The sequence below is a fragment of the Persicobacter diffluens genome (genome assembly GCF_036244895.1).
In the GTDB taxonomy this organism is placed as follows: Bacteria; Bacteroidota; Bacteroidia; order Cytophagales; family Cyclobacteriaceae; genus Persicobacter; species Persicobacter diffluens.
Genome location: NZ_BQKE01000003.1, coordinates 603,212 through 625,944 on the forward strand (window position 1 = coordinate 603,212; position 22,733 = coordinate 625,944).

Here is a 22,733-nt window from a genome sequence, read left to right on the forward strand (position 1 = left end):
TTTTATGGCAAAATTACCAAAATTCACTAACGTAAAAGACGTTACCAATTTGCAGACCTGGATTGATGAGGCCCTGTATTTAAAAAGAAACCCATTGGTGTTTAGGAAATTAGGAAGTGGTAAATGCCTTGGACTGGTTTTCTTTAACCCCAGTCTCAGGACAAGAATGAGTACGCAACGTGCGGCTCAGTTATTGGGAATGGAAACCATGGTCATGAATGTGGGCAGCGATGGCTGGAATCTGGAATTTGTAGACGGCGCGGTGATGAATGGTAATACGCAGGAACATATTAAAGATGCGATTCAGGTCATGTCCCAATATTGCGATGTACTGGCAGTGCGGGCATTTGCTGAATTGAAGGACCGTCAGGCAGACTATCAGGATAAAATTCTGAATGCTTTTGTAGAATATGCAACGGTGCCGGTAGTCAGCCTGGAAAGTGCCATCGGACATCCGCTGCAGGCTTTTGCAGATCTCATTACCATTAAGGAACACCAGACGAAGGAGCGTCCAAAGGTAGTGTTGACCTGGGCGCCACATCCTCGTGCTTTGCCTCAGGCGGTGGCCAACTCTTTTGTGGAGTGGATGCAGGAATCTGAGGTGGATTTGGTGGTGACACATCCGGAAGGTTATGAATTGGCCCCTGAAGTAATAAAGGGGACTAAGGTGGAGTACGATCAGCATAAAGCCTTTGAAGGGGCTGATTTTATCTATGCGAAGAATTGGTCCTCTTATACAGAATATGGACAGGTACTTTCTCAGGATGAGTCCTGGCAGGTGACCGCCGAAAAAATGGCCCTGACCGATAACGGTAAATTCATGCACTGCCTTCCAATTCGTAGAAATGTGATTGCTTCGGATGAAGTAATAGACAATAGCCTGGTGATTAAGGAAGCCGAAAACAGACTATTTTCTGCCGGCATTGTATTGAAGAAAATATTGGAAAACATTTAAGCCTTGTGAGCAAAATGAAAACGAAACTGACCATCGTAAAAGTCGGAGGGAATGTGGTGAATAATCCTGAGGTGTTAAGCCAGTTGTTGAAGGATTTTTCGACTTTACCTGGGTATAAACTATTGGTGCATGGTGGTGGGAAGATTGCTTCAGAGATCAGTAAGTCTTTGGGCATTAATCCGCAAATGATTGAGGGCCGCCGAGTAACCGATGCAGAAACGCTAAAGGTGATTACCATGGTGTATGGTGGTTTAATCAATAAAAATATTGTGGCGGAATTGCAGACTTTGGGCTGTAATGCCATTGGACTAACGGGTGCGGATATGAATGTCATTCCGGCGAAAAAGCGAAATCCCGATCCGATTGATTTTGGCTTTGTGGGTGATTTTGATCCGGACGATATTAATGTGGAGGTGCTGGCCTCCTTGATTAATCAGGGCGTGAATCCGGTCATGGCTCCACTGACTCATGATCAGCAAGGAAGTATTTTGAATACAAATGCGGATACCATCGCCTCGGGATTAGCCATTGCGCTTTCCAAACATTTTGAAGTGACTTTGGCCTATTGTTTTGAGAAAAATGGAGTACTGAGAGATGCTGAGGATGATTCCTCGGTGATTGAGCAGATTAATCCTCCCATTTACCAAAGCTTAAAGGCCGAGGGAATTATTTTTGATGGGATGATTCCCAAATTAGACAATGCATTTTTAGCAATATCCAAGGGGGTCGCCAAAGTGTTGATTACGCATGCGAATCAACTGACGGCTTTGGATAAAAAGGGAACAACTTTATGCGCAGTATAGGACAATGGAGCGATATGGCAATTGATTTGCTACGGAAATTGATTGCCACTCCATCCCTGAGCCGGGAGGAGGATAAGACCGCAGACCTGATTTTTAAGTTTTTATCGGAGCTGGATTTGGCGCCAAAGAGAGATAAGAATAATGTGTGGGCTGCAGCAGGCAACGCGCCTGAAGGAGCGCCGGTATTATTATTAAATTCTCATCATGATACCGTAAAGCCGAATAAAGGCTGGACTAAAGATCCATTTCAACCAACGATTGAGGAGGGTGTACTGTATGGCCTGGGTTCCAATGATGCCGGGGCTTCGGCCGTTTCCTTATTGGCAACTTTCGCGTATTTGTCTCAATTGCCCACATTGCCTTATCAGTTAATCGTGGCGATTACAGCAGAGGAGGAGGTCAGCGGTAAAGATGGAATCCGGGACTTGTTGCCCACTTTGGGTAAAATCGATTGTGCGATAGTGGGCGAGCCCACTGAGATGCAGTTAGCCATTGCGGAAAAAGGCCTGATGGTGCTGGACATTACTGCACATGGAAAAGCGGGTCATGCTGCCCGGGAAGAGGGTGAAAATGCCCTTTATAAGGCCATGGATGATATTCAATGGTTCCGCACGCATCAGTTTGAGCGGGTATCAGACTTATTAGGCCCTGTGAAAATGTCAGTAACACAAATCAATGCAGGCTACCAGCATAATGTGGTGCCGGATGAGTGTTCCTATGTGGTGGATATTCGTACTAATGAATGCTATCAGAATGAAGAGGTATTGGAGATTGTTAAGGCCAATATTGTCGGTACGATTAATCCCCGATCCTATCACCTGAACAGTTCTCAAATTAGTTTGGATCATCCCTTAATCCAGAAGGGGAAGTCCATGGGCTTAGATCACTACGGATCTCCCACACTTTCCGACCAGGCGATGCTTTCCTGTCCTTCTTTGAAAATGGGCCCGGGGAAGTCCAGTCGCTCACATACTGCAGATGAGTATATTTTACTATCTGAAATAAAAGAAGCTATTCCTTTATATATTAAACTTTTAGAAAACCTATCTATTCCTCATACAGCTTAAATATAGAAATTATGAAATTATGGGATAAAGGCGGGAAGGCCGTTGAAAATATTATTGATGCTTATACAGTCGGCCAGGATCGTGATTTGGATATTCACCTGGCGCCCTATGATGTTTTAGGTTCTATGGCTCATGTAAAAATGTTGTCAAAAGTGGGATTAGTGGAGGAAGCAGAATGTACAGAGATTACTAAAGGCCTTAAGGAGATTTATAAGCAAATTGAAAATGGAGAATTTACCATTCAGGATGGCGTAGAGGATGTGCACTCTCAGGTAGAATTTCAGCTGACGGAATCGCTCGGGGAAGTGGGGAAGAAAGTACACGCTGCACGTTCCCGTAACGATCAGGTTTTGGTGGATATGAAAATGTTCCTGAGAGCGGAGGTAAAGGAATTAGTGACTTTGTCTACAGATTTAATCACTAAATTACTGGACCTGTCGGATAAACATAAGAAAGTATTAATTCCAGGCTATACTCACCTACAAGTTGCGATGCCTTCTTCTTTCGGTTTATGGTTTTCTGCATATGCCGAATCTTTGATAGATGACCTAAAGTTGATGGAGGGGGCCTATGAAATTATTAACCAAAATCCACTGGGTTCCGCGGCCGGTTATGGTTCTTCTTTTCCAATAGATAGGGAAATGACTACCCGATTGCTGGGATTTAAGAATATGCATTACAATGTGGTCGCGGCACAAATGTCCAGAGGGAAGTCCGAACAGGCGCTGGCTTTCGCGATGGCCGCCATGGGGCAGACACTTGGCCGTTGGGCAATGGATATTTGTCTATACAATAGCCAAAACTTCGGATTTTTATCTTTCCCGGATCATTTAACTACCGGTTCATCCATTATGCCTCATAAAAAGAATCCTGATGTGTTCGAAATTATGAGAGGTCGGATGAATCAGATTCAGAATTTGCCACAGCAATTGTTGATGCTGACCACCAATTTGCCTTCCGGTTATCATCGGGAATTTCAATTGTTGAAAGAAGTTTTATTGCCGGCGATCTTCCAGATGAAAGACAGCCTTTCTATTGCCAGCTATATGATGGATAATATCAAGGTGAATGATAAAGCCATCGATGATGATAAATATAAGTATATGTATTCGGTGGAAACGGTGAATAAAGAAGTGATGGCCGGCTTGCCCTTCCGTGATGCCTATATCAAGATCGGGAAAGTCATTGAGGCTGGAGATTATAGTCCGGACACCGAGGTGATACACACTCACCATGGTAGTATTGGTAATTTGTGTAACCGCGATATTGAAGTTAAATTATTTAAAGTGAGAAAGGCCTTTTCCTTTGAAATTTGGGAGGATGCTTACCAGGCTTTATTGAAATAGCCCCCTGGCCCAAATTATGTATGCTTAGTCAGTTTTGGCTTTTGAAGATCATAAGGAAAGCACTTGTAATGAGTTGTTTTTGAGTTGCCAGTGTTGGGCCATCGGATTTAACGGTGAATAATCTCGGCAAGGCTTTCCAAATATAGAAATGGCTATTATAAAGCCCCGGCTCTTTTTGAGTCGGGGCTTTTCTGTAATTTTGTTTTTATTCGTCATGTGTTTTGGCAGAGGAAGAAACCAGTCGATTGATTTCTTTCAATTCTTCTGCGGTCAAGTCCCGCCATTTGCCCACCGGAACATCCAGGCTTACATTCATGATGCGTATTCGCTTGAGTTTGGTCACCTCATAGCCTAAGTATTCCGCCATACGACGAATTTGTCGGTTTAAGCCTTGCGTGAGAATAATTTTGAATTTGAATTTGGTGATCTTCGTCACCTTACATTTTCGGGTTACCGTATCCAAAATAGGCACCCCATTACTCATCTTTTGAATGAATTCATCGGTAATAGGCTTGTTCACCGTTACAATGTATTCTTTTTCGTGGTTGTTTCGGGCACGAAGAATTTTGTTGACAATATCCCCATCATTGGTCAGGAAAATTAAGCCTTCCGATGGTTTGTCCAGGCGGCCAATGGGGAAGATGCGTTTCGGATAATTGATATAGTCAATAATATTATTCTTCTCCACACGGGTATCCGTAGTGCATACAATCCCGATAGGTTTATGAAATGCAATATAAACCGGCTTTTCCTTAGGCGTAAAGATTAATTTGCCCTCTACGCGTACCTCATCCTCTGGGCCAATTTTGGTGCCTAGTTCCGGTAATTTTCCGTTGATGGTAATTTTACCTTGTTCCAGCAGTTTATCCGCTGCCCTTCTGGAGCAGTAGCCTACTTCACTGAGGTATTTGTTGATTCTGGTTTTTTTGCTTTCCGACATTGCCTTCAATTTATGGGGGGCAAATTTCGGCAATTTTCATGGAATAGCCAATTTGAAAAAGAAAAAACCAGCACTCTGGCCGGTTCTCAATACTTATAATCCTAATTTATTAAAACGCTATAGGCTTCTTCAGCCAGATGATTCATGCACATATAGGATTTTAAAATCCCAATTTCTTTTCTGATTTGAAATTCAATGATCGGAAAGTCCGGATCTTCCTGCATATTGACCATAAGGGTCATTAAGTATCGGATGCGGCCATTTATGTGATCCATATTGGCCTGATGCTTCATTAAAAAATCGATCGTTAGGCTTCCGTTGGGTTCGGATTCTAAAGCTCTTCCCAATATGGAGTTGGCATCGTAATATCTCATATTAGTCTGGATAATTATATTAAAAAAATGGGGTCATCAATTCGATAACGTCATTCTTTAATTTAGCGAAATTTCTCTGAAAAACAAATTTCCAATGGTTGGTATTAATATTAATTTAATCCTTCAAGTGAGTAAAAGTTTGGTGATTGCCTGAAAAACCCGAGAAAAATCATTCATTTGATTCGTTTGGCGGAATTTAAAACGTTGGACTTTATAGGTTAGCCTGATATTTAGACGAATTATAAACAAGGTATTGATGTTCAGGTGATAAAGCGCAAAGAAAACAATCACCTTTATCAGGATAATCCACCTATTGGTTTTAGGTGACTTTATGATAATTGTTAGTTAAAAAAAGGACGTGTTTGCTCGTTCGTATTTTGGCTATTGGAGAGGTGTCAAGTAGGTTTTAAAACAATCTATTTCCTTGGTGTAGTTCAATACGGAGCTTTTTATCAGGATTAAGGACTGAAGGCTTCTGTTTTTTGACTAGGAGCCTGTCGGATTACAAGTGATTTCACTAGAATCACAAAATATTATTCTAACAGCCAATTTTTTGGCTAAGACAATTCTGCTATAAATCCCATATAGAGAGGATTTAAAAAGTGTATACCTCCAATGTAAGCTGATGTTCCAAATAAAATTTCGTCGAATTAGCTAAATTGATATTAATCCGACAGGCTCCTAGAAGGATTGTTAAGGAGTACCTTACTGATTCGGAATAAATATTTTTTGGCTTATGGAAAGCATATCAGGGAGAGCAGAAGTTTTTATTCATTGGCTGAACAGTCGTAGGCAAATTTTTGGTAGTTATTTTGCGTAATAGGTTATCCAAGTGGATGTTAATTCTTGAAAATATTACTGAATAAGTTTTTTGAAAATAATAAAATTCAAAGAATTTTAGTTTTAGGGTGACCTTATTGATGAATTTTCTTGTATTGAATTAGGTCCTCGACCGGGAAAGCATGGTTTGAAAAATAGTTGGATATAAATTGTTGTACAAAAAAAGGCTGACCCCTTTTCCGGAGTCAGCCTTTTCTTTTTTATTCAATACTTACTTCTCAAACACACTTATCGCAAATCCACCGCTTTGCGCACAAGGAATATTCATTTTGGTGCTGGCATCCACTTCAATTTTCTCAATCCGGTAAGCTCCCGGATTATGCTTCAGTTCCGTTTCCTCCGAATCAGCATACAAGGTAGCGTCATATTTTTTACCTTTTGGCAGGAAGCTGAAATCAACCGTTAAAGTTCTGGCCTCCTCATCAGTAGCACCGCCCAGGAACCAGTTATTTCCATCACGGCGGGCAGTGATCATATGTTTCCCAATCTTGCCGTCCAGGATGTGGGTCTCGTCCCAGTCGCAGGGTACATCTCGGATAAATTGAAATGCTGGATGACCTTCATAGTTCTCAATCAGGTCAGAAGCCATTTGTAAAGGAGAATATAGCGTTACGAAAAGCGCAAGTTGCTTCGCCAAAGTCGTATTAATTCTCGCTTCATCCATAATCTCCGCTGTCGTGTTCCAGGCAATACGATTATCATAACGCTCATATTTCAGGTCGAAAATTCCCGGTGTATAATCAATCGGGCCAGAAAGTCCGCGCGTAAACGGAATAATCAAATGGTGTGAAGGAGGGTTTCCATCACTCCAGCCATTCCACTCCATTCCTCTTACGCCCTCACGGGTCATCATATTCGGCCAGGTTCTGCGAATTCCGGTGTCTTTTATAGGCTCATGGGCATCAATCATCAAGTGGTATTTCGCCGCAGTCTCCACCACTTTGCGGTAATGTCTCACCATATACTGTCCGTGGTGATACTGTCCTCTGGGGATAATACCACCGGCATACCCGGTCTTCACCGCATTGGATCCCAACTCCTGATAGGTGCTGAATGCTTTTTCCATTAGCGCTTCATAAGAGGGGATGTCTCCGCCGGTTTCATTGTGCATAATTAACTCAATGCCTTTTTCCTTGCAATAAGCTGCAACTTTATCCAAATCAAAATCCGCATAAGGCGTAATGTGATCGAAGGCATCCTTCGCTCCCCAGTTTTCCCATCCCGTGTTCCAGCCTTCAAAAAGGACTGCCGGAATATTATGCTTTGCCGCAAAGTCGATATAATCAATCGCATGCTCCGTGGTAGCGCCATGGCGTTCGCCCATCGTCCAGGTTTGATGCCCAATATGCATGCCCCACCAAACGCCAATGTATTTCATGGGTTTGATCCACTCGGTATCCGCAATTTTGTTCGGCTCATTCAGGTTCAGAATTATATCTGAAGTGATCAGGTCACCGGCTTTTTCTGCTAACTGAATGGTTCTCCATGGACTTTTTAATTCCCCTTTTGCGCGTACCAACACCTGGTCCGGCCATGGTACTAATACACTTTTAAAGCCAAGATCGCCCTCCTTTTTTAAAGTCATTCCGGCATAGTCCGTAAGAGCTGCTTCATGAATGGAAGCGAATACTTTTTGGTCTGCGGACTCAAAGGTGATCGGGGTATTGGCGTCCGGTACTTTGGATAAGGGGGTGTTTTGGTACAGGCGTTCGTAAGAATCATAATCCGCATGAATCCACCAGGCTTGCATGTCTTCCACGAAATTGAATTGCGTCTTTTCTTCCATCAGGAAAATGGAGTCGGCCATGGCCGGTATTTCATAACGAAAAGCCACCCCATCATCAAATGCCCGGAAAGTTAAAGTCACTTTCTGTTCGCCCTGTTGGAGTACAATCTGGCTTTGGTTGTAATGATTTTCAATTTTTTTGCGCTCGCCCCAGGGCATTTGCCATTTTTCATCTACAGAGCGTTCTTCAATGGAGGCCACTTTGAATCCCTGGCTCAGGGAAGCGTTTTTTAGCTCCCAGCCCAAGGAGGAGGGTGCAATCACCGATCTGCCATTCATCTTCACGGCATATTCAGGTATGCCATTATCAGAAAGCTTGAAGTCAAGGGCAATATTGCCGTTAGGGGAAGTTAGCTGAACTTGTTTTTTCTCTGCATTGCAGGCAAACAAAAAAGTGCTCGCCATCAGACAGCACAAGAATGCTTTAATATGATACATATACTGTTGTATTTAATTTGGGGTTCAAATAGGAAGCTCAATTTAGAATATTATACTGAAATGAGAAGTGCTTCAAATTGAAAAATTCATAAAGAAAGGGGTTAAAAATGATGGTTTGGGTGGATGTAATCTGAAAATACCCGGTTTAGTTTCAAAATTTCAATTATCGCGCTTTATATTTCCATCATACGGGAACTCCTGACGCCCATATAAGTTTTACTTCTTAGTGTTGCCAGAATAAAAAGATATGGTTGTATTAGTGGATTGCGGAAGCAATAAAGTGCCGGATATTGTCAGGGAAATTAGGCGATTTCGGAACCGCATTTATCTCATTTCCATGGAAGCCTTTGAAGCAGATCAACTGCCGGAACATGACACTCTCGTCATCAGTGGGGCTCCGATCATGCTCACCGAGGAAGATCCTACGCCTTTTTTGGAAAAATTTGCCTTTCTGGAAACCTCCGATCTGCCTACCCTGGGCATCTGTTTTGGTTTCCAAATGATGGGGATGATTTTTAAAAGTCAGATTTTTAAGGGACCCCCTCAGCGGCATCATACTACCATTAGTCGTCATAATGATCACGCTTTACTCTCCCATTTTTCTTATCAATTTGATATGGCCGAGGATCATTGTGAAGGCATCAGCCTGCCTGCCGGTTTTCAAAAACTCGCTTCCAGCAAGGATTATCCCGTGGAGGTGATGGCCCATCATTTCCGTCCGCTTTATGGGGTGCAATTTCATCCTGAAGTATCCGGCACCCTCGGTACCGCCCTCTTTAAAAATTTCTTCCACCTGGCGGATCTCTATTCCGCTCATGGCAGAAGGGGGATGCCCTGATCCGACTTAGGGATAGTTGTTGCTTAATTTTTTGGGGCAGCCCTCCTGACGTCGGTCGGGCTGGCGGCAGTCGCTTTTGGGGTGGTGGCGCTACGCTTTTAGCCACTCCCCAAAGAGCTTCAACAATGCCTTCATCCCTCTGCCGGTGCGTTGCGCTATGCGCAGCGCAATAGGATTTCCCCTTTCCGTACTCTGGCCCTGTGATCCATAATTTAGCCGTATCCGATGGAAATTGGTCAATATTTAAGCCGGTTGCAAAAGCATGGGAAAGGTGCTGTTCTTTTACTTTTTCTATTTAGGTGGTGCCCCTAAAATGATCATTTCCTTATTCACAAATCATTGGCCAAGGCGGTCATCCAGCGCCCATACTTTCCGCAATTCCAATTTCCTCCAGATATTCATTGGCCCGCATTATTCATGCTTCAATCCTCTTTTAGCTGCAAGGCGCGGAAAATGAAGGAATAGTCTCCTATTTCGAGATTTTTCCAGCGAAGCAGATGAAGGAGTAGAAAGTAAGCTTGCCCAAATTGGGGCGATAAAAAAATCAGCAGTAATGAATGTATTGATTTGATAATAAATCAGTTAAGGTGGGTTGCGTAATTTAGCCGTGAATAATTCGGGTTAAAGTAATCGAAGGGAAGGCGAAGCTCCCGTTTGTACGGTGGTGTGTGCGGTTGCCTCCGTTATCTTTAATGACAGAGGCATTTACTTTATAGCATGCTTTTTAGCTTGTTTGTCTTTCTTAACCTGCCTCTTGGCCGCTTTAAGTAGTTTCTTCATAACTTCCTGATAAAAACGTTTTTGATTGATAAAACCCTGAGGTGGAGAATTGGTAAATATGATGGCCCCAATTTTATTTTCGGGATCAAAGGATACCGCGGTGGCTACTCCGGGATCTGCTCCGGTATGCGACGGAAGTCGGGGCATAAGCAAATAATAAATCCAGTTTTCAAATTCATTATAGTTCCAGGCAATCGCCTGATATTTGAATTTTTCAGGGTATTGTACCTTCAGGAAATCATCGATTGCGGCCTTAGATAAAAATCTTTCACCGTTAACGACTCCTTCATTTAAAAATACCTGTAGGAAACGACTATAGTCCGAAGTAGTTGTACGTATTTGACCATCCGGATAATCCGGGTATCCGTAGTGATTCAGTACTTTCGGTGCTTTAAAGTCCGTTTGCTTATTAGGCATTTCGTGGGGACGAGCAATGTTTCGGTGTGGGATATCTGCCAAAAACCAATATGCCTGCTCCATTTTTAGCGGTATAAAAATTTCTTCCTTTATAAATTCACTGAATGGTTTGGCTGTAACTTCTTCAATGATGAGACCGAGTAGCGCGTAACCAACGTTGCAATATTGAAAGGAGAATCCTGCTTGGTCTTTCCCGTAATTTTTTTCCCGGTCATACCATTCTCCACGCTCCAATAAATATTCTGGCAAGAATTTAAGAAGTGGTAATGAGGAATCCCCACCTTCAGGTAAGGTATAGAGTGGTGTTAGGATTTCCCAATTATCTCTTATAGAGGACGTATGAGTAAGCAGCATACGAATAGTAATTATCTCATCTGGAAAATTGGGGTTGGCTACGTGAAATGGAAGGTGGTGATTAATAGGGTCATCGAGATTTAATTTCCCCGCATCCTGTAATTTTAAAATGCCCATGGCAGTGACTGGTTTTGAGCAAGAAGCAATCATGAACAACGTATTTGTATTGACCGGTACTTTGGTCTTGTAATCCTTTATTCCATAGTTCCCCTGCCAAATATAGGTATCGGTAACAAAACTAGCCTGCATCCCGATCAGTCCCATCTTCCTTACTTTCTTTTGTAGATATTTATCAAGACGACTTTCACTTGAATCCTGACCGAAAACAGGAAGTCCAAAGACCATAAAAATTAAAAAGAAAGGCGTTCTCATTGGTTGAAAAATTGAGTTAATCCTGGATTGTCCCGATATACGGGTAAAAAAATGTGCCTAACGATATCATTGAGACAATGAATGCTAACCACCAGTGATGGTGAGGCGAGATTAAAAATCACTAACCGCTCGTCTCGCACATAGCCACGCTTTGATTTAAATTTAACAAATGTGACTTATATTCCAACCCTCACCAAACTTTCCTGATCGATTCAACCCCATTCGTTCATTACATTTGTTAGTGAGCGAATCTTTTTCGTTGGGCATTGCTGAAAATCACGGGGAAAGTGTACTCCTCTTCCAATGGTTCGTCTCTTGAATAGAATTTCCTTAGTTTGGGGAATTCATTTAGCACGCTCTGAACTTCCTGAACATAAAGTTCAGGAGCCTTACTGTGAATTATGGTTAAGCTGTCTGTAACACCCATCTTGATGTTAACGAACACTTTATAATCCTTAGACAGTTTTGGTAAGGCCTTCCAGTTGATTTGGTTATGAACTTCTGCCATTATAGAATCAGGGTTGCTTGGGAAGTTCATGTCGCTAGCTTGATAACCGTTGACAAAATGTTGTATCTCCATTATGGATCCTTGAACGATATTAACTTTTGTTTCTTCCTCAAAATAGCGTTCAAAACCTGAATGATGATACTTGATCATCTTGCCATGTTGGATAAATAAGTCCCCTGTAAACCAGTTCGCCCTTATTGGAGATTCGGAATCAAAAAGTTCCCTGAATAGGCTTCTTTCTTTACTTGCACACAGGAACACGTCAATAAGAAACAATTCATTATTTTCTAACTTCCAAAGGCCCTGGTAGCCTCTCCATAAAGCAGTGGAACAGCTTAGTTTAAAAAATGGGTATTTCTTTTCTCGTTCTTCGTTCTCTCCCAAAAACTCTTCTAATGGCAAGGAAAGAAGTTGAAGAGTATCTCCCTCATAAATTATCATTTCAGCTTGCTGACCAGTTGCAAATGAGAATGCTTTTCTTCATGTTGCAGGATTGCTAGTTAATGCTCAGCTATGGTGAATGCGGATAGGAAAGAACTAATTCCTTGTCTTTTAAATAGAAACGCTTTGAATTAAATATTAAACTTGTCGAGGACTTTCAAAGTCTCATAAAGGTATCTTTACTGAGACAATCCCATTATTTCATTACATTTTTTACCAACCGACTTTATCTGCTGTTATAGGTGGACACATCCAAAATGCTATTTCCTTATTCGTCATGAACACCGTTGCAGATGCTCCTTTAATATTTGAAGTAGTTTTTAGTATTTGGTTCTGGTATGGGACGAATTAGGCATGGTGTTGCAGAAGGGATGGGGTTTAGCCCCATATTGTGCTTTCATTATTTTTAATTATAAGTATTGAGTATGGTCGATTTCCTCAAGCAAAATCTCATTCTCTTCTTTACTTATTATCTTACTTAACTTATTTTTTACCTTTACTCCTTCTTCTATAATGGACAGCCATTTCTTATCAAATAAAATGGCTTTAACATCATAATGATCGTTTGCTGGTGGAGTGTACCTGTCGAGTAGTTCATGCCAAGGTTGAATTGTATCAAGTTCATTTTTCGTAATCCACTCTTGTTTTAATTGATATTCGTAGTCATTATCAATTCCTAGGTCATCAAAATAACAGCAATTAAATTCCACGAATGACCAATGTGGATTTGTTGTATTTGCTTTATCCAGCCATGATGCCTTTTGAAGTTCCAATGAAGTTAATTTACAGATAGCGCTAAGCCATCGTTTTCTCCAAAGCTGTTTTTCGTCATTCATGAATTCATAGTTCTTTCAAATTTATTACAGCAAAATGATGTTGATTATTATGAGGTGCCACGATCCTTCCTGTGGCAAGTTCGGGATTTAGAAACCGAATCTTTGTCCCACAGGCCAAATTTTATTTAGTTGCAATCTCTTCATTTATAAGAAGTCAGCCCGAATTTGCTATAGCCGATGTGTATACCCAACATGGGCGTCATTTTTCTTTTTAAATATAAAATATTATTCTATAGGGTGCAAGTTCCTTAAGCACAGCGGTAAGACCCCGAAGCATTCGCATTCATAAGGCTTCGGCCTGAACTCCGCCGAAGGGTGGTTTTCCGTCAGGTATGCACTGAAATTGCCATAAGCGGTAGCTTATCAAGCTCAAAAAAAAGAAAGGAGACTGTGACCCTACGACAAACTCTGCTCTTCTAGTTAGAGCGAGCGATATGAGGAACACCAGAACCTTCCCCTAAATTCCATGGAGGTTATCGTAGGCGCTTTGCAAAATCAGCATTCAATTAAGCAGTTCGGACTTTGAGGGCTGACGAGGTTTGGGGAAGAAAAAGAGCAGGTGCCGAAAAGCGGCCAATTTGCTCAAAAGATTAGCGAGGGATTATTCCAAATATGCTATCACTGGCCTCTGGGCTATAGTTTCTATTAAAGGTCTGTATGAAAAGAGTCGTATGAATGGAGAAATGCGCGTACGGTTTTGTGAGCAATCAGTGGTGAAATTCCCTTGGGCTACTCGACTGTGTCTATTATTTTTTCCATTCAATATCCAAAACATCTCGTAATCTGTTGAGACTTGATTTACATAGAGATCTAAATGCCAATTCAATGAAACCGAATCTGATGAATAGAAACTGTATAACTACAATCAAAATGAAAATTGGAGAAAAGTCTTCATTTCTATTGAGGATTTCCACAATCAACCCAATTAAGGGGAATAGAAGAAGCACGCTCAAAAGAGCTTTAAACATCTTATGAATTTCAACTTTTACAATCCCTTTTTTAGAAGAAATTTCACCTTTCAAGATGCAGAAAGCACCACTTCCAATGGCAGATGAGATGATATTAAATCTATTTTCATTGACTTCCCCTCGGAATGACTTATCAGTATACTGAGAAGTCAAATTTTTAGAGTAATCTGTTCTTCTTTTTAGTCTGTACAAAGTTTCCTCCTGATTATCGGTTAAGATAAATTCTTTTTCTGTGGTTGGAAATACTTTCATTTTTCTTAATTAGGCTGACTCAGGCATAGTGTCGCAGAGGAGTTACTTTCCACCCGACTGTGCAATACGCCCAATGTTGTGTATGTTATTTTTTTACTTTATGTTTGTATTTTTCTACAAATAATTTTGCTTCTTCCATACTTTTTGGATAAGAAAGGTAAGCTTGATTTTCATCAGTTATTCGCTGAAAAACAAATCCATGGTGAATTAGAAACGCCGCAAGTTGCCAACCTTTTTTATCAGTCTTTTTGGGTGGTCGGAATTTCTGGTTAACAAAAATCATATCTGTTTCGGAAATTGGACACTTTCTTGTTTTAAACTTATTGAAATCAGTCCCTAAGTTTTCGACTCTTTTACAGTTTAAACATACGTTTTTATATCCCATAACTATTTCACATCAGATGTATTTTTAACAACTGACCCATTTGAGCAGGTAAATCCGTCCAATATGATTTTATTGTCGTTCTCTTCATCCATTAAATACATCCAAATCGGATGTAAGTCCTCTTCAATTACCAAATCCATTTTAATATTTAAACGGTTTCGCTTATAAAATTAAACACAACGTAATAGCTAACATACGACCAGCGGGCGTGTCGACCGATGGATGGAGATTAGCTAATGTTGGGCTTTCGTTGTTTATTTTTCTTTTATATATTTCCAAAATTCATCCATATTTCCTGTTTTATAACTTTCAATCAGTTTAATGAATTCAGGTTCAATATCGTAATTTAAAATTTCTGCACCTAAGTCAGGTCTAAAAGTCCAAATCCATGATAGGATTTCTCTCATTGCAGGTGGATTGTCATTGGGAATAAATTCAATCGAAGCTTCGTTCACTCCAATTATATTTGTGCAAATAGTTCCAACTGCAGAAATTCTCTCTTCAATATTTTCTGGTTCTACGATATTTACGTTCAATACTTCACGAGGAACTGTTTCAAATAATTCAGCTAATATCATATCTGGTTCAAGTTCATAATCAATTGCCTTTATTTCCATAAAATCCTCAAATTCCGAACCTTTCAAGTCTTGTTCAATCACTCTTTTTGCTATTTCAAAATCGACAACTTCACATCCAACTTCCATAGTTCCACTACCAATACTTCCACCGTCAACGTGCCCTAATCCGGTCCAGCCAAGTAATTCATTTATCCTACTTTCTAAAGAATGTCTTTTAATTAAGTCCTCCTCAGTCCCCATTCCATCGATAGGATAGATAATCTCAATAAATGTCAAATCAGAATCTTCAAATTGGATATAACCTTCATTTACTTTTTTATCAATCTCTTTTTGCACAACTTTCCGAAAATTTGAAAATAGTCCTGATTTAACTCCTTTTACTTCCCCTCTGAATCCGACTTTACCCCAATGAATAATTGCAGAATTATTCTCATCATCCCAGGTCTCCCAATAATGAAGTTCGTTATCAATGGTTTTATAAAGTTTAATCATATTTTATGGTAGTGCCGTTTTTCAATGAAGCCCAATAATTGCACATCAGCAATCCCAATGATCGATGGCCAATCAAAACGTCCTATGATCAATACCTCCCCATTCCCCAGCCACAGCTTCGCTATCTGAGTCACAATTTTTAATATCCCATTAAAATAGGGGTCTTTCGTGTTTTGTGCAAGATTAGAGGGTTTTAATACTTAATCATCCTATTATTCAGTGGATGCCTGAAATGCGAGATGCCTTTCGTTCAGAAGGGGAGGGTTTCTGAGATCTTGTTGGATTGATTCCGGAAATCATTTGTACATTTTTTGATCATGCATCAATTCATAAAAAAGGAGGTGAAATATCCTTTCACCTCCTTATAGGTCAATGAGTACTCATACTTCTTAATAAATAGCGCCTTTCCTTATTGGCGGATGAACTTTTTTGTAGCCCTGCCGGACTGCACGATATAAACTCCTGCTGGCAGGGAGGAAATGTCAATAACTGACTGATGAGCCGAATTAACCAATACTCCCTGAAGATTGTAAATACGTATTTCTCCCTGCCCGCCCTCTACTTTGAGGTAGCGCGTACGGTTGGGGTTTGGGAATATACGAAAGGCTGCGGGGACTGGAGAAATTTCTTTTCTGAGTTGGTTAAAATCCTCCGGAGGATTGTTTAATAATAGCATGGGGATATTGACCCCTGCCTCTTTACTCCTATAGCGGATATCGTCCTGAGCCGCTCCTGTGATGACCAGCGTAATGTCCTGGCCCGCATACTGTTTTATCGTAGAAGTGATATCGATATAAAAAAACTGGTCATCGTTATCCACATACCAGGATTTGATGGCAGAACCGAAGTCTGGTTTGTTATTCCAATTAATGGATTGCTCACTCCATGCACTGTTATTCGCGATGTATAATTTATTGGTTGCTCCACTGCCGGAATAAGGATAAAGCCGTAAATTTGCGAGGCTGATGTCTGTGGAAGCATAAGCGGATAGATCAAATTTCAGGAAGATCTCCTGGTCCTCAGCGGGCAACTGCTCTGCCCTTAGGGAAGTGGCAGTGCCATAATTGTTGGTCGGCTTATCTTCCCTTACGTAGGCATCTTCCGCTACTTCGATCACCACACCACTACCCGTTGTGGGTTTACCCGCTTGTGTAATTTGTAAAGTTTGCTGTTCGCAACCATTCACTGTGATGGTCCCACTCCGGCTGCTACTCTGTTCATTGGGGCTAACTGACACGATCAAATCATTACCGCTGATGCTGGTACTTATCCAGCTTTGGTCAGCACTAGCCGTAAAACTTTCGTTGGAGGTGACTTGTACGGTAACGCTTCCTGCTTGATCCGAGAAATGATGTGTGTTTTTCGAGAGGACCAGTGAACAACTGTTTTCAATACCTGACTGGCTTACCGTGATGGTTTTCGTTTCACAGCCGGAAAGTGTAACCGTTCCGGAGCGAGTACCGGCGTTGTTATTTTCCAAAACACTAATTTCCACCGCCCCGGCTTGTTGGGTAGCCGTAATCCAGCTTTGATCATCACTGACGGTAAAATTTTCTGAGCTTTCCACCAGTATGGTGGCGGTACCCGAAATTGCCGTAAAGCTGAGGGTACTGCTCTCAGGCTTCAGGCTGCAGGGGGCCTCTCCGGTAGATTGTGTTAAAGCGATTTCGATATCCAGACAACCATTGATCTGGATTTCTCCAGCTCTTTCGCCACCGGAGGTATTGGCCTGGTAGGTGAGGGTAATGATGTTGCCTGAACGACTGGCAGATACCCAATTTTGATTGGTACCTACGCTAAAGGACTCCTCTGTGATGATTTCAAAAGACAAACTTCCGGCGCCTCCGTCTAGTTGATAGGATTTTTCCGGCACCGCAAGGTGGCAGGAACTGCCTTTGGCTCCTGTTCCGGTTTTTAGGGTTCCCGGATGGTAATTTTCTACCCGGCTATTATAGGTTGCTCCTGAAGCAGGAATTCGGGTATTATTCCAGGCGAAAATGGCTTCAGAACCTGAATTGGCCACCACCATTTCTACCCCGTCATCATTTAAATCAAAGGTATTGCCGTAGATGTAATTATCGTGGGCCGTATATTGTTGTTCCACCCCTGCGTTTTGTCTGGGAACCACCATGATTGATTGGTCTATGGTGTAATTACCATCCTGATAAAAGTGATTGTAGCGGATCTGGGTGAAAGTGCCCTTTATATCCAGGTGACTATCCGCAAAATTGGCCCCGGAGATGCCGCTTCCCCTGATGATACAGTTTTCAACTATCGTATTTTCGGATCCTTCCTTTATTTCTACGGGCTCGGCACTTATGTTTGGGCCAAAGGTGCTGTTTTTAATCCAATTGTTGTGACATGCCCGACGGTAGCGCTTGCCTTTTTCTCCTGTATCGGTACCATCTCCTTCATACCATACGGAATTGTCTGAACCAATATAAATACCTTCTCCGAAACCATCGTTCTTTTTCCCTACATCGTGGATATGTACATTATCCACCACACAATCGTGGGAGTGGTCCCGGATGTGCAATCCTTCCTGGCCGATATTATAGATCTCAACATTTCGGACGAGTGTGTTACTGGCGTTGTCCAGGATCAGTCCTTTGGCACCATTGGTTAATTTGAGGTCCTGGATCGTCCAATTATTACCGGTGATGTGCAGCACGTAACCCTCCTCATTCCAGTTATTTCCCGAAAGTATGGCGGGCTGAGCAGGATCAGCACTTCGAATAGTAATATTATCCTGACTTCCCCTGAAATAGGCCGTTCTTCCGGCAATGTCTCCTTCTAAGGGTTCATAATAGCCCGCCAAAGGATAATAATAAGTGGTAGGGCTGGTGAGATAGGTGCCACTGGCCAGAATGATGACGTCCCCGGTATTAGCATTTTTTAAGGCATTCACCAGTTGTTGAGCATTATTCACCTGAATATGCTCCGCATTGCTGGTATTGCAAAGGGTAATGGTGAAGAATGTTAAACAAGCAACAATAAAACTCCATCTGTCAAATCTGAATTTCATTTGATGGCTGTGTTTTAGGTAAATAAAATTTAACATGTTTGTAAATTTTGGGTTGGAAAATTCGTTCAGTCATCTTTCACCCTTTTTTTGTCTGAAATCTTTGCGTAAAAAATTATAATTGATTGGGGTTAAGGGTGATATGATGCTGATTGTCTTAATTAATTTACCTAAGCTTTGGAGAAAAATCGTTCATAATTTGGGGTAGAATAATACAAATGTCCTTTCCTGAAGGGCTCTCTATGTTTTTGAGATACAGTGGCTTCGGTTTTTTCACCAACCTTTAAATCATTGAATTGCCTGTTTTGGGGTTGTTGCATACCAAACACTCGCTTTAGTCTGATTACGTTTTTTATGCTGTGGAGCCTTCAACTACTCATTAACAGGACATAGGATTCCGTTGTGTGAAAACAGAATAGCCATGATCGGGCATAGTGGTGCGGTTTATTCTTGATTGTAGATTTTATCAGGTAGTTAGATGTTTTGTGAGATAGTTTTTTTAGATCAAGTTGATATTGATCCATACATAAGGAGTTTATTCGTTGATGATTTGAAGGGTGTAGTATGCTTTTTGGAACTTCCTGCAGTAGGAGGAATTGTGTCCTGATGAGCTTAAAAAACAGCCATGTCTGGTGTGTTTATTAAAAATCGATGGGGAATTATTTCCACGATTTTGGATTCTGATGGCGCCATAGCGGAATTTATTCCCCAGCCAGATTAAATCGTAATGCTGCGAATTGCTCCCGGAAGCCATTATAAGAGAAGAGGGAGGGCAAATCCGCCTCTATGGAATAGTTTTTTCTCTATCAGGTTAGAAACAAATAATTCATTATATGAAAATCAATCAAAACTTTTCTGTATTTCTTTTGGCTATTATCATTGCGCTGGTGGCATCTTGTGAACAATTTATGCAGGATAAAACGGAGTTGGAAAAAGAGGCATTGAAATCTGAGATTGAACGTACCCTCGGGGAGATCGATAACCGGATTAGATATTACAGGAGCAAAACCGAAAAACAAAGCCCTCAGGACATTGGGGGAAAAGAGGAGAAAGGGGGCCAGCTGGCGGAACATCCCATTGATGGCGCCACTGCAACAGATGATAAAATGGAACCGGTAACAGATAGTGTAAAAGCTGAAGCAGAGCAGGTGATATTGGATCTTGAGGAAATGAAGCGCTATTTAAGTAAAGATCTTGAACAAATTCAGCATGAGGCAAAGGAGGAATGGAAAGTTTTTAGAGAAGAAATTGAGGGGAAACTGGACACTGTCCGAAACAAACTCAATAAAGGATAGAAAGCATGAAAAAAGGATTTGAAAAACGCATCCTATAGCCTATTTGGCTTTGGGATGCGTTTTGTTTTCATTAGCTTTTCCAAAGTGTTTTGTTTTGATCGAATGTTTGTAAGTGAATTTTTCTGATAATCTGATGGCTAATCTGAGTAAGCAACAGGGCATTGGACGTCTCTGCTTTTGAACCGAATTTTTCACTGCAAGTTTTCGCTAGCGATACCAATGGGCGAATGCTTATTTTTTTGTGGTTTGTTTTTCCGATTTTTTTACCGAATTGTGGGTGAGCTCGCGTTTTTCCTGTTTGTTGCATTGGGAAGTTTTTACAATCAGACGCTAATGCTTCCATTTTCTCGCCTTGCCGCTAAACGAAGAATTAAGGATGGATCAATTGGGTTTAGGAATCATTCAGATGTCGCCGGCTTTAGTAACGCCTTGGATATTTTTTCTTTGGTGTTCGAAATAAAACCTTGCACGTGAGCAAATGCAATCCTTTACATCTGCGGTTTTTGATGAAAGAAACTTTTATTTTTTTTAGGATTATTAAAGAAAGTGCACAAAAAAAGCGTTGCCCGGGAGGAAAACGCTTTGTTGGAATACTGGATCCTTTCAGTCAGGATTGTTGTTGGGTGGAGATTGGATTATCGGGCACACTAAGCTGCCCGAAGAGGAGAGTCTTCGGTGGTTTTGGAGGAGGATAGGGCTTTGTCGATTTGTTCAATGAGTTCCCGGATGCCCTGTTTGGTTTCGTCGATCATTTTGGAAAGGCTTTCATACCCGGCCAATTCCTGCTCTTCTTCCTGTTTCCGCCGACGAATGGCTTCCTCTTCCAGATCCCATATGTTATGTATCCACCGTGCCATTTGTCCGTACCAAAGAGGTCCTTTTATTTTCATCATCCTGACCTGATGCCGCCAAATTAAATTGAAGTTGACCTTTCCCCAATTGTCCATCCGGAGGCGGGCATAGTCATCGAAGGCATCTGAAAACCATTGGGTGATGCGCCTTTGGAAGGCATCCATCTGGTAGGGGGTATTTCGAAAAAAGCCACACCACATAAAACTTTTAGTACCAACGAAAATTTTCCGGCATTCATAACGTCGCTGAGCCAGCCGGGCCTGATAGGTTCCGAATACCCGGTTACGCTTTAGCTCGCGCCCAATAGTTGCCGGATGCCGCTTCAGCATGCGGGCAATGGTGGCATTGCTCATTCCAAGATGATGCCAGGCGGCTAGCTTACAACGTTCCTGATAAGTAAGATACATATGTTGGTCATTTTCTTACATAAGTGATAAAATTTCCCCATTGTTTGAATCTTTTTATTCAAATAATTCATTAATCAAGGTGAGCACCCTTTCAACAATAAAGTCCGCGATAATGACCACCCTTATTCAGTATGACCTGGCCGATATCTTTAATCCTTTAAATTTCCCTTACTTTGCCGATACTACAGAGCGTGCACAATTTAAAATTAATCGCTTTGCGCGGCTTGCTGATGAATTCCGCGCAGCAGAACTGACCGGTTCCGTTAAAAATCGAAAGGCATTGCAGGTCAGACAGGTATTAATTAATGAGCGAGATGTGCTTGCCGCCTCATTGGAAGTGTTGCGGCAGAAATTAAGTGCCACGGAAGAGGCAGATATACTGGTTCCGCTTATGGATGCCATTTCTGTGAGGCAACGACAATTACAAAAAATTGACGATCGGCTTTCTATGGCTGATTTTTCCGAGAATGGTATTCGTAATCAAATTGCCCAAAAACATCGGGAAATGCTTGCAAATGCATTGGAGGCGGGGGTGGTCACCTATTGTGAATGGATAAGTGCCGGGCATCTCGGGCCAGGCAGTGTAAGCTTCAAAGGGGTGATTTATACGGCGGATTAGCATTATTTTTTTACAAGATGCTGGGACTGATTTCCATATCCAATGGGAATTACCTGAATGATGTATCCTTAAATTCTCCTTAAGCTGCAGGAGCGCAAAAATGAAGGATTAATTCCCCATTTCGAGTTTTTTCCAATGAAGCATATGAATGAAAGGAAAGCATTCTACCTTAAATTTGGCTATTACAAATTTAAGGTAGCCCCCTCTATTGAGCTGGTGATAAGTGTCTTGGTAAGAGGTGATAAATTTAGCGGGGTATAATTAAGCTAAGGGTTGAATCGCCGGGATCAGCTTGCTGTGGGTACATGCGCTTAGATTTTTTGAAGGAATTAAAGCGGCTGATGTATTTAATATAACTTTGGAACTTACCATTACCACCGAACCCCCGGGCCAGGGATAGAGGCGGAGGCGTAGCCGGTTGTGGAGCTCTTTTCCGAGGGTATACTCACGGGATGGTGCCATGGTGCCTATCGGAAAAAGCGACCGCCGAAAGCCCGGTGCGCTGTGGCGCAGGCCCCGTATAAAATAGCTTCTCTTTATTTTTGCTTTTTGGGGCTATGGTTAAGGCTGTTTGGTGAGATAACTTCGGGCTTATTGGTGTTGTGGTGGTCTATGGCCAGTTGATCTAGACGTATAGTGGAGACGCATTGGATAAAGATGTACCTGATAAAGACGCATGCGATAAAGATGCACCGGATAAAGACGCATGCGATGTGTCTTTACCGGCGTGGGAGAGTGAGAGGCCATTTTTCTGATCCATGGTCTGTA

General features: G+C 41.6%; 20 protein-coding genes. 7 read left to right on the forward strand and 13 right to left on the reverse strand.

Translation table 11 applies throughout. The annotated features are described in order from the left end of the window. Positions 1–4: 4 nt before the first annotated feature. From AAA970_RS21755 to argH, 4 genes are read left to right on the forward strand one after another with little or no spacing between them, the layout of a single operon-like run. Entirely contained in the window at positions 5–955 is a 951-nt protein-coding gene (locus tag AAA970_RS21755; RefSeq protein WP_338238980.1) for an N-acetylornithine carbamoyltransferase, read from the forward strand. A gap of 14 nt (positions 956–969) precedes the next feature. Beyond that, positions 970–1,758, forward strand: a complete 789-nt coding sequence (gene argB / locus AAA970_RS21760; RefSeq protein WP_338238981.1) for an acetylglutamate kinase — start codon at positions 970–972, stop codon at positions 1,756–1,758. Beyond that, complete coding sequence (locus AAA970_RS21765; protein WP_338238982.1) at positions 1,746–2,825, forward strand: M20 family metallo-hydrolase; 1,080 nt, start codon at positions 1,746–1,748, stop codon at positions 2,823–2,825. Before argB ends, AAA970_RS21765 begins: the two co-directional genes overlap by 13 nt. Before the next feature lie 11 nt (positions 2,826–2,836). Then, positions 2,837–4,171 (forward strand): argininosuccinate lyase, encoded by a 1,335-nt coding sequence (gene argH, locus AAA970_RS21770; RefSeq protein ID WP_338238983.1) that lies wholly within the window; start codon positions 2,837–2,839, stop codon positions 4,169–4,171. Positions 4,172–4,376: 205 nt separating this feature from the next. On the opposite strand, the gene rluF is transcribed toward argH, so the two are convergent. The 3 genes from rluF to AAA970_RS21785 all read right to left on the reverse strand — a co-directional run bounded on the left by rluF (position 4,377) and on the right by AAA970_RS21785 (position 8,549). Beyond that, positions 4,377–5,111, reverse strand: a complete 735-nt coding sequence (gene rluF, locus AAA970_RS21775; RefSeq protein ID WP_338238984.1) for a 23S rRNA pseudouridine(2604) synthase RluF — start codon at positions 5,109–5,111, stop codon at positions 4,377–4,379. 101 nt (positions 5,112–5,212) lie between these two features. Further along, a complete protein-coding gene (locus AAA970_RS21780) occupies positions 5,213–5,485 on the reverse strand; it encodes a hypothetical protein (RefSeq protein WP_338238985.1) in 273 nt (90 codons plus the stop codon). Between the two features lie 1,051 nt (positions 5,486–6,536). Then, a complete protein-coding gene (locus AAA970_RS21785) occupies positions 6,537–8,549 on the reverse strand; it encodes a glycoside hydrolase family 97 protein (protein WP_338238986.1) in 2,013 nt (670 codons plus the stop codon). A gap of 247 nt (positions 8,550–8,796) precedes the next feature. On the opposite strand from AAA970_RS21785, the gene AAA970_RS21790 reads away from it, so the two are divergent. Next, positions 8,797–9,387: a type 1 glutamine amidotransferase gene (locus AAA970_RS21790; RefSeq protein ID WP_338238987.1), complete on the forward strand. Its 591-nt coding sequence runs from the start codon at positions 8,797–8,799 to the stop codon at positions 9,385–9,387. Between the two features lie 705 nt (positions 9,388–10,092). Here AAA970_RS21790 and AAA970_RS21795 read toward each other — a convergent pair. The 7 genes from AAA970_RS21795 to AAA970_RS21825 form a co-directional block, all read right to left on the reverse strand. Then, positions 10,093–11,310: a serine hydrolase domain-containing protein gene (locus AAA970_RS21795; RefSeq protein ID WP_338238988.1), complete on the reverse strand. Its 1,218-nt coding sequence runs from the start codon at positions 11,308–11,310 to the stop codon at positions 10,093–10,095. Between the two features lie 238 nt (positions 11,311–11,548). Further along, a complete protein-coding gene (locus tag AAA970_RS21800; RefSeq protein ID WP_338238989.1) occupies positions 11,549–12,220 on the reverse strand; it encodes a hypothetical protein in 672 nt (223 codons plus the stop codon). 449 nt (positions 12,221–12,669) lie between these two features. Continuing rightward, positions 12,670–13,095 carry a hypothetical protein gene (locus AAA970_RS21805; RefSeq protein ID WP_338238990.1) on the reverse strand — a complete coding sequence of 142 codons (426 nt, stop codon included), beginning with the start codon at positions 13,093–13,095 and terminating at the stop codon, positions 12,670–12,672. Between the two features lie 746 nt (positions 13,096–13,841). Then, positions 13,842–14,315, reverse strand: coding sequence for a hypothetical protein (locus tag AAA970_RS21810; protein ID WP_338238991.1), 474 nt, complete (start codon positions 14,313–14,315; stop codon positions 13,842–13,844). Positions 14,316–14,400: 85 nt separating this feature from the next. Beyond that, entirely contained in the window at positions 14,401–14,700 is a 300-nt protein-coding gene (locus tag AAA970_RS21815) for a hypothetical protein (protein WP_338238992.1), read from the reverse strand. 254 nt (positions 14,701–14,954) lie between these two features. After that, positions 14,955–15,770: a hypothetical protein gene (locus AAA970_RS21820; RefSeq protein WP_338238993.1), complete on the reverse strand. Its 816-nt coding sequence runs from the start codon at positions 15,768–15,770 to the stop codon at positions 14,955–14,957. A 409-nt stretch (positions 15,771–16,179) separates the two neighbouring features. Continuing rightward, a complete protein-coding gene (locus tag AAA970_RS21825; protein ID WP_338238995.1) occupies positions 16,180–18,795 on the reverse strand; it encodes a CBM96 family carbohydrate-binding protein in 2,616 nt (871 codons plus the stop codon). A gap of 830 nt (positions 18,796–19,625) precedes the next feature. Here AAA970_RS21825 and AAA970_RS21830 point away from each other — a divergent pair. Further along, positions 19,626–20,087 carry a hypothetical protein gene (locus AAA970_RS21830; RefSeq protein WP_338238996.1) on the forward strand — a complete coding sequence of 154 codons (462 nt, stop codon included), beginning with the start codon at positions 19,626–19,628 and terminating at the stop codon, positions 20,085–20,087. A gap of 70 nt (positions 20,088–20,157) precedes the next feature. Here the strand turns inward: AAA970_RS21830 and AAA970_RS21835 are convergent, their stop codons facing one another. Both AAA970_RS21835 and AAA970_RS21840 read right to left on the reverse strand, forming a co-directional pair. After that, positions 20,158–20,430, reverse strand: a complete 273-nt coding sequence (locus AAA970_RS21835) for a hypothetical protein (RefSeq protein ID WP_338238997.1) — start codon at positions 20,428–20,430, stop codon at positions 20,158–20,160. Between the two features lie 304 nt (positions 20,431–20,734). Further along, positions 20,735–21,346, reverse strand: coding sequence for a helix-turn-helix domain-containing protein (locus tag AAA970_RS21840; protein WP_338238998.1), 612 nt, complete (start codon positions 21,344–21,346; stop codon positions 20,735–20,737). Positions 21,347–21,458: 112 nt separating this feature from the next. On the opposite strand from AAA970_RS21840, the gene AAA970_RS21845 reads away from it, so the two are divergent. Continuing rightward, positions 21,459–21,965 carry a hypothetical protein gene (locus tag AAA970_RS21845; protein ID WP_060689115.1) on the forward strand — a complete coding sequence of 169 codons (507 nt, stop codon included), beginning with the start codon at positions 21,459–21,461 and terminating at the stop codon, positions 21,963–21,965. Between the two features lie 625 nt (positions 21,966–22,590). Here the strand turns inward: AAA970_RS21845 and AAA970_RS27850 are convergent. Continuing rightward, positions 22,591–22,725, reverse strand: a complete 135-nt coding sequence (locus tag AAA970_RS27850; RefSeq protein WP_420916741.1) for a pentapeptide repeat-containing protein — start codon at positions 22,723–22,725, stop codon at positions 22,591–22,593. Positions 22,726–22,733: the final 8 nt, after the last annotated feature.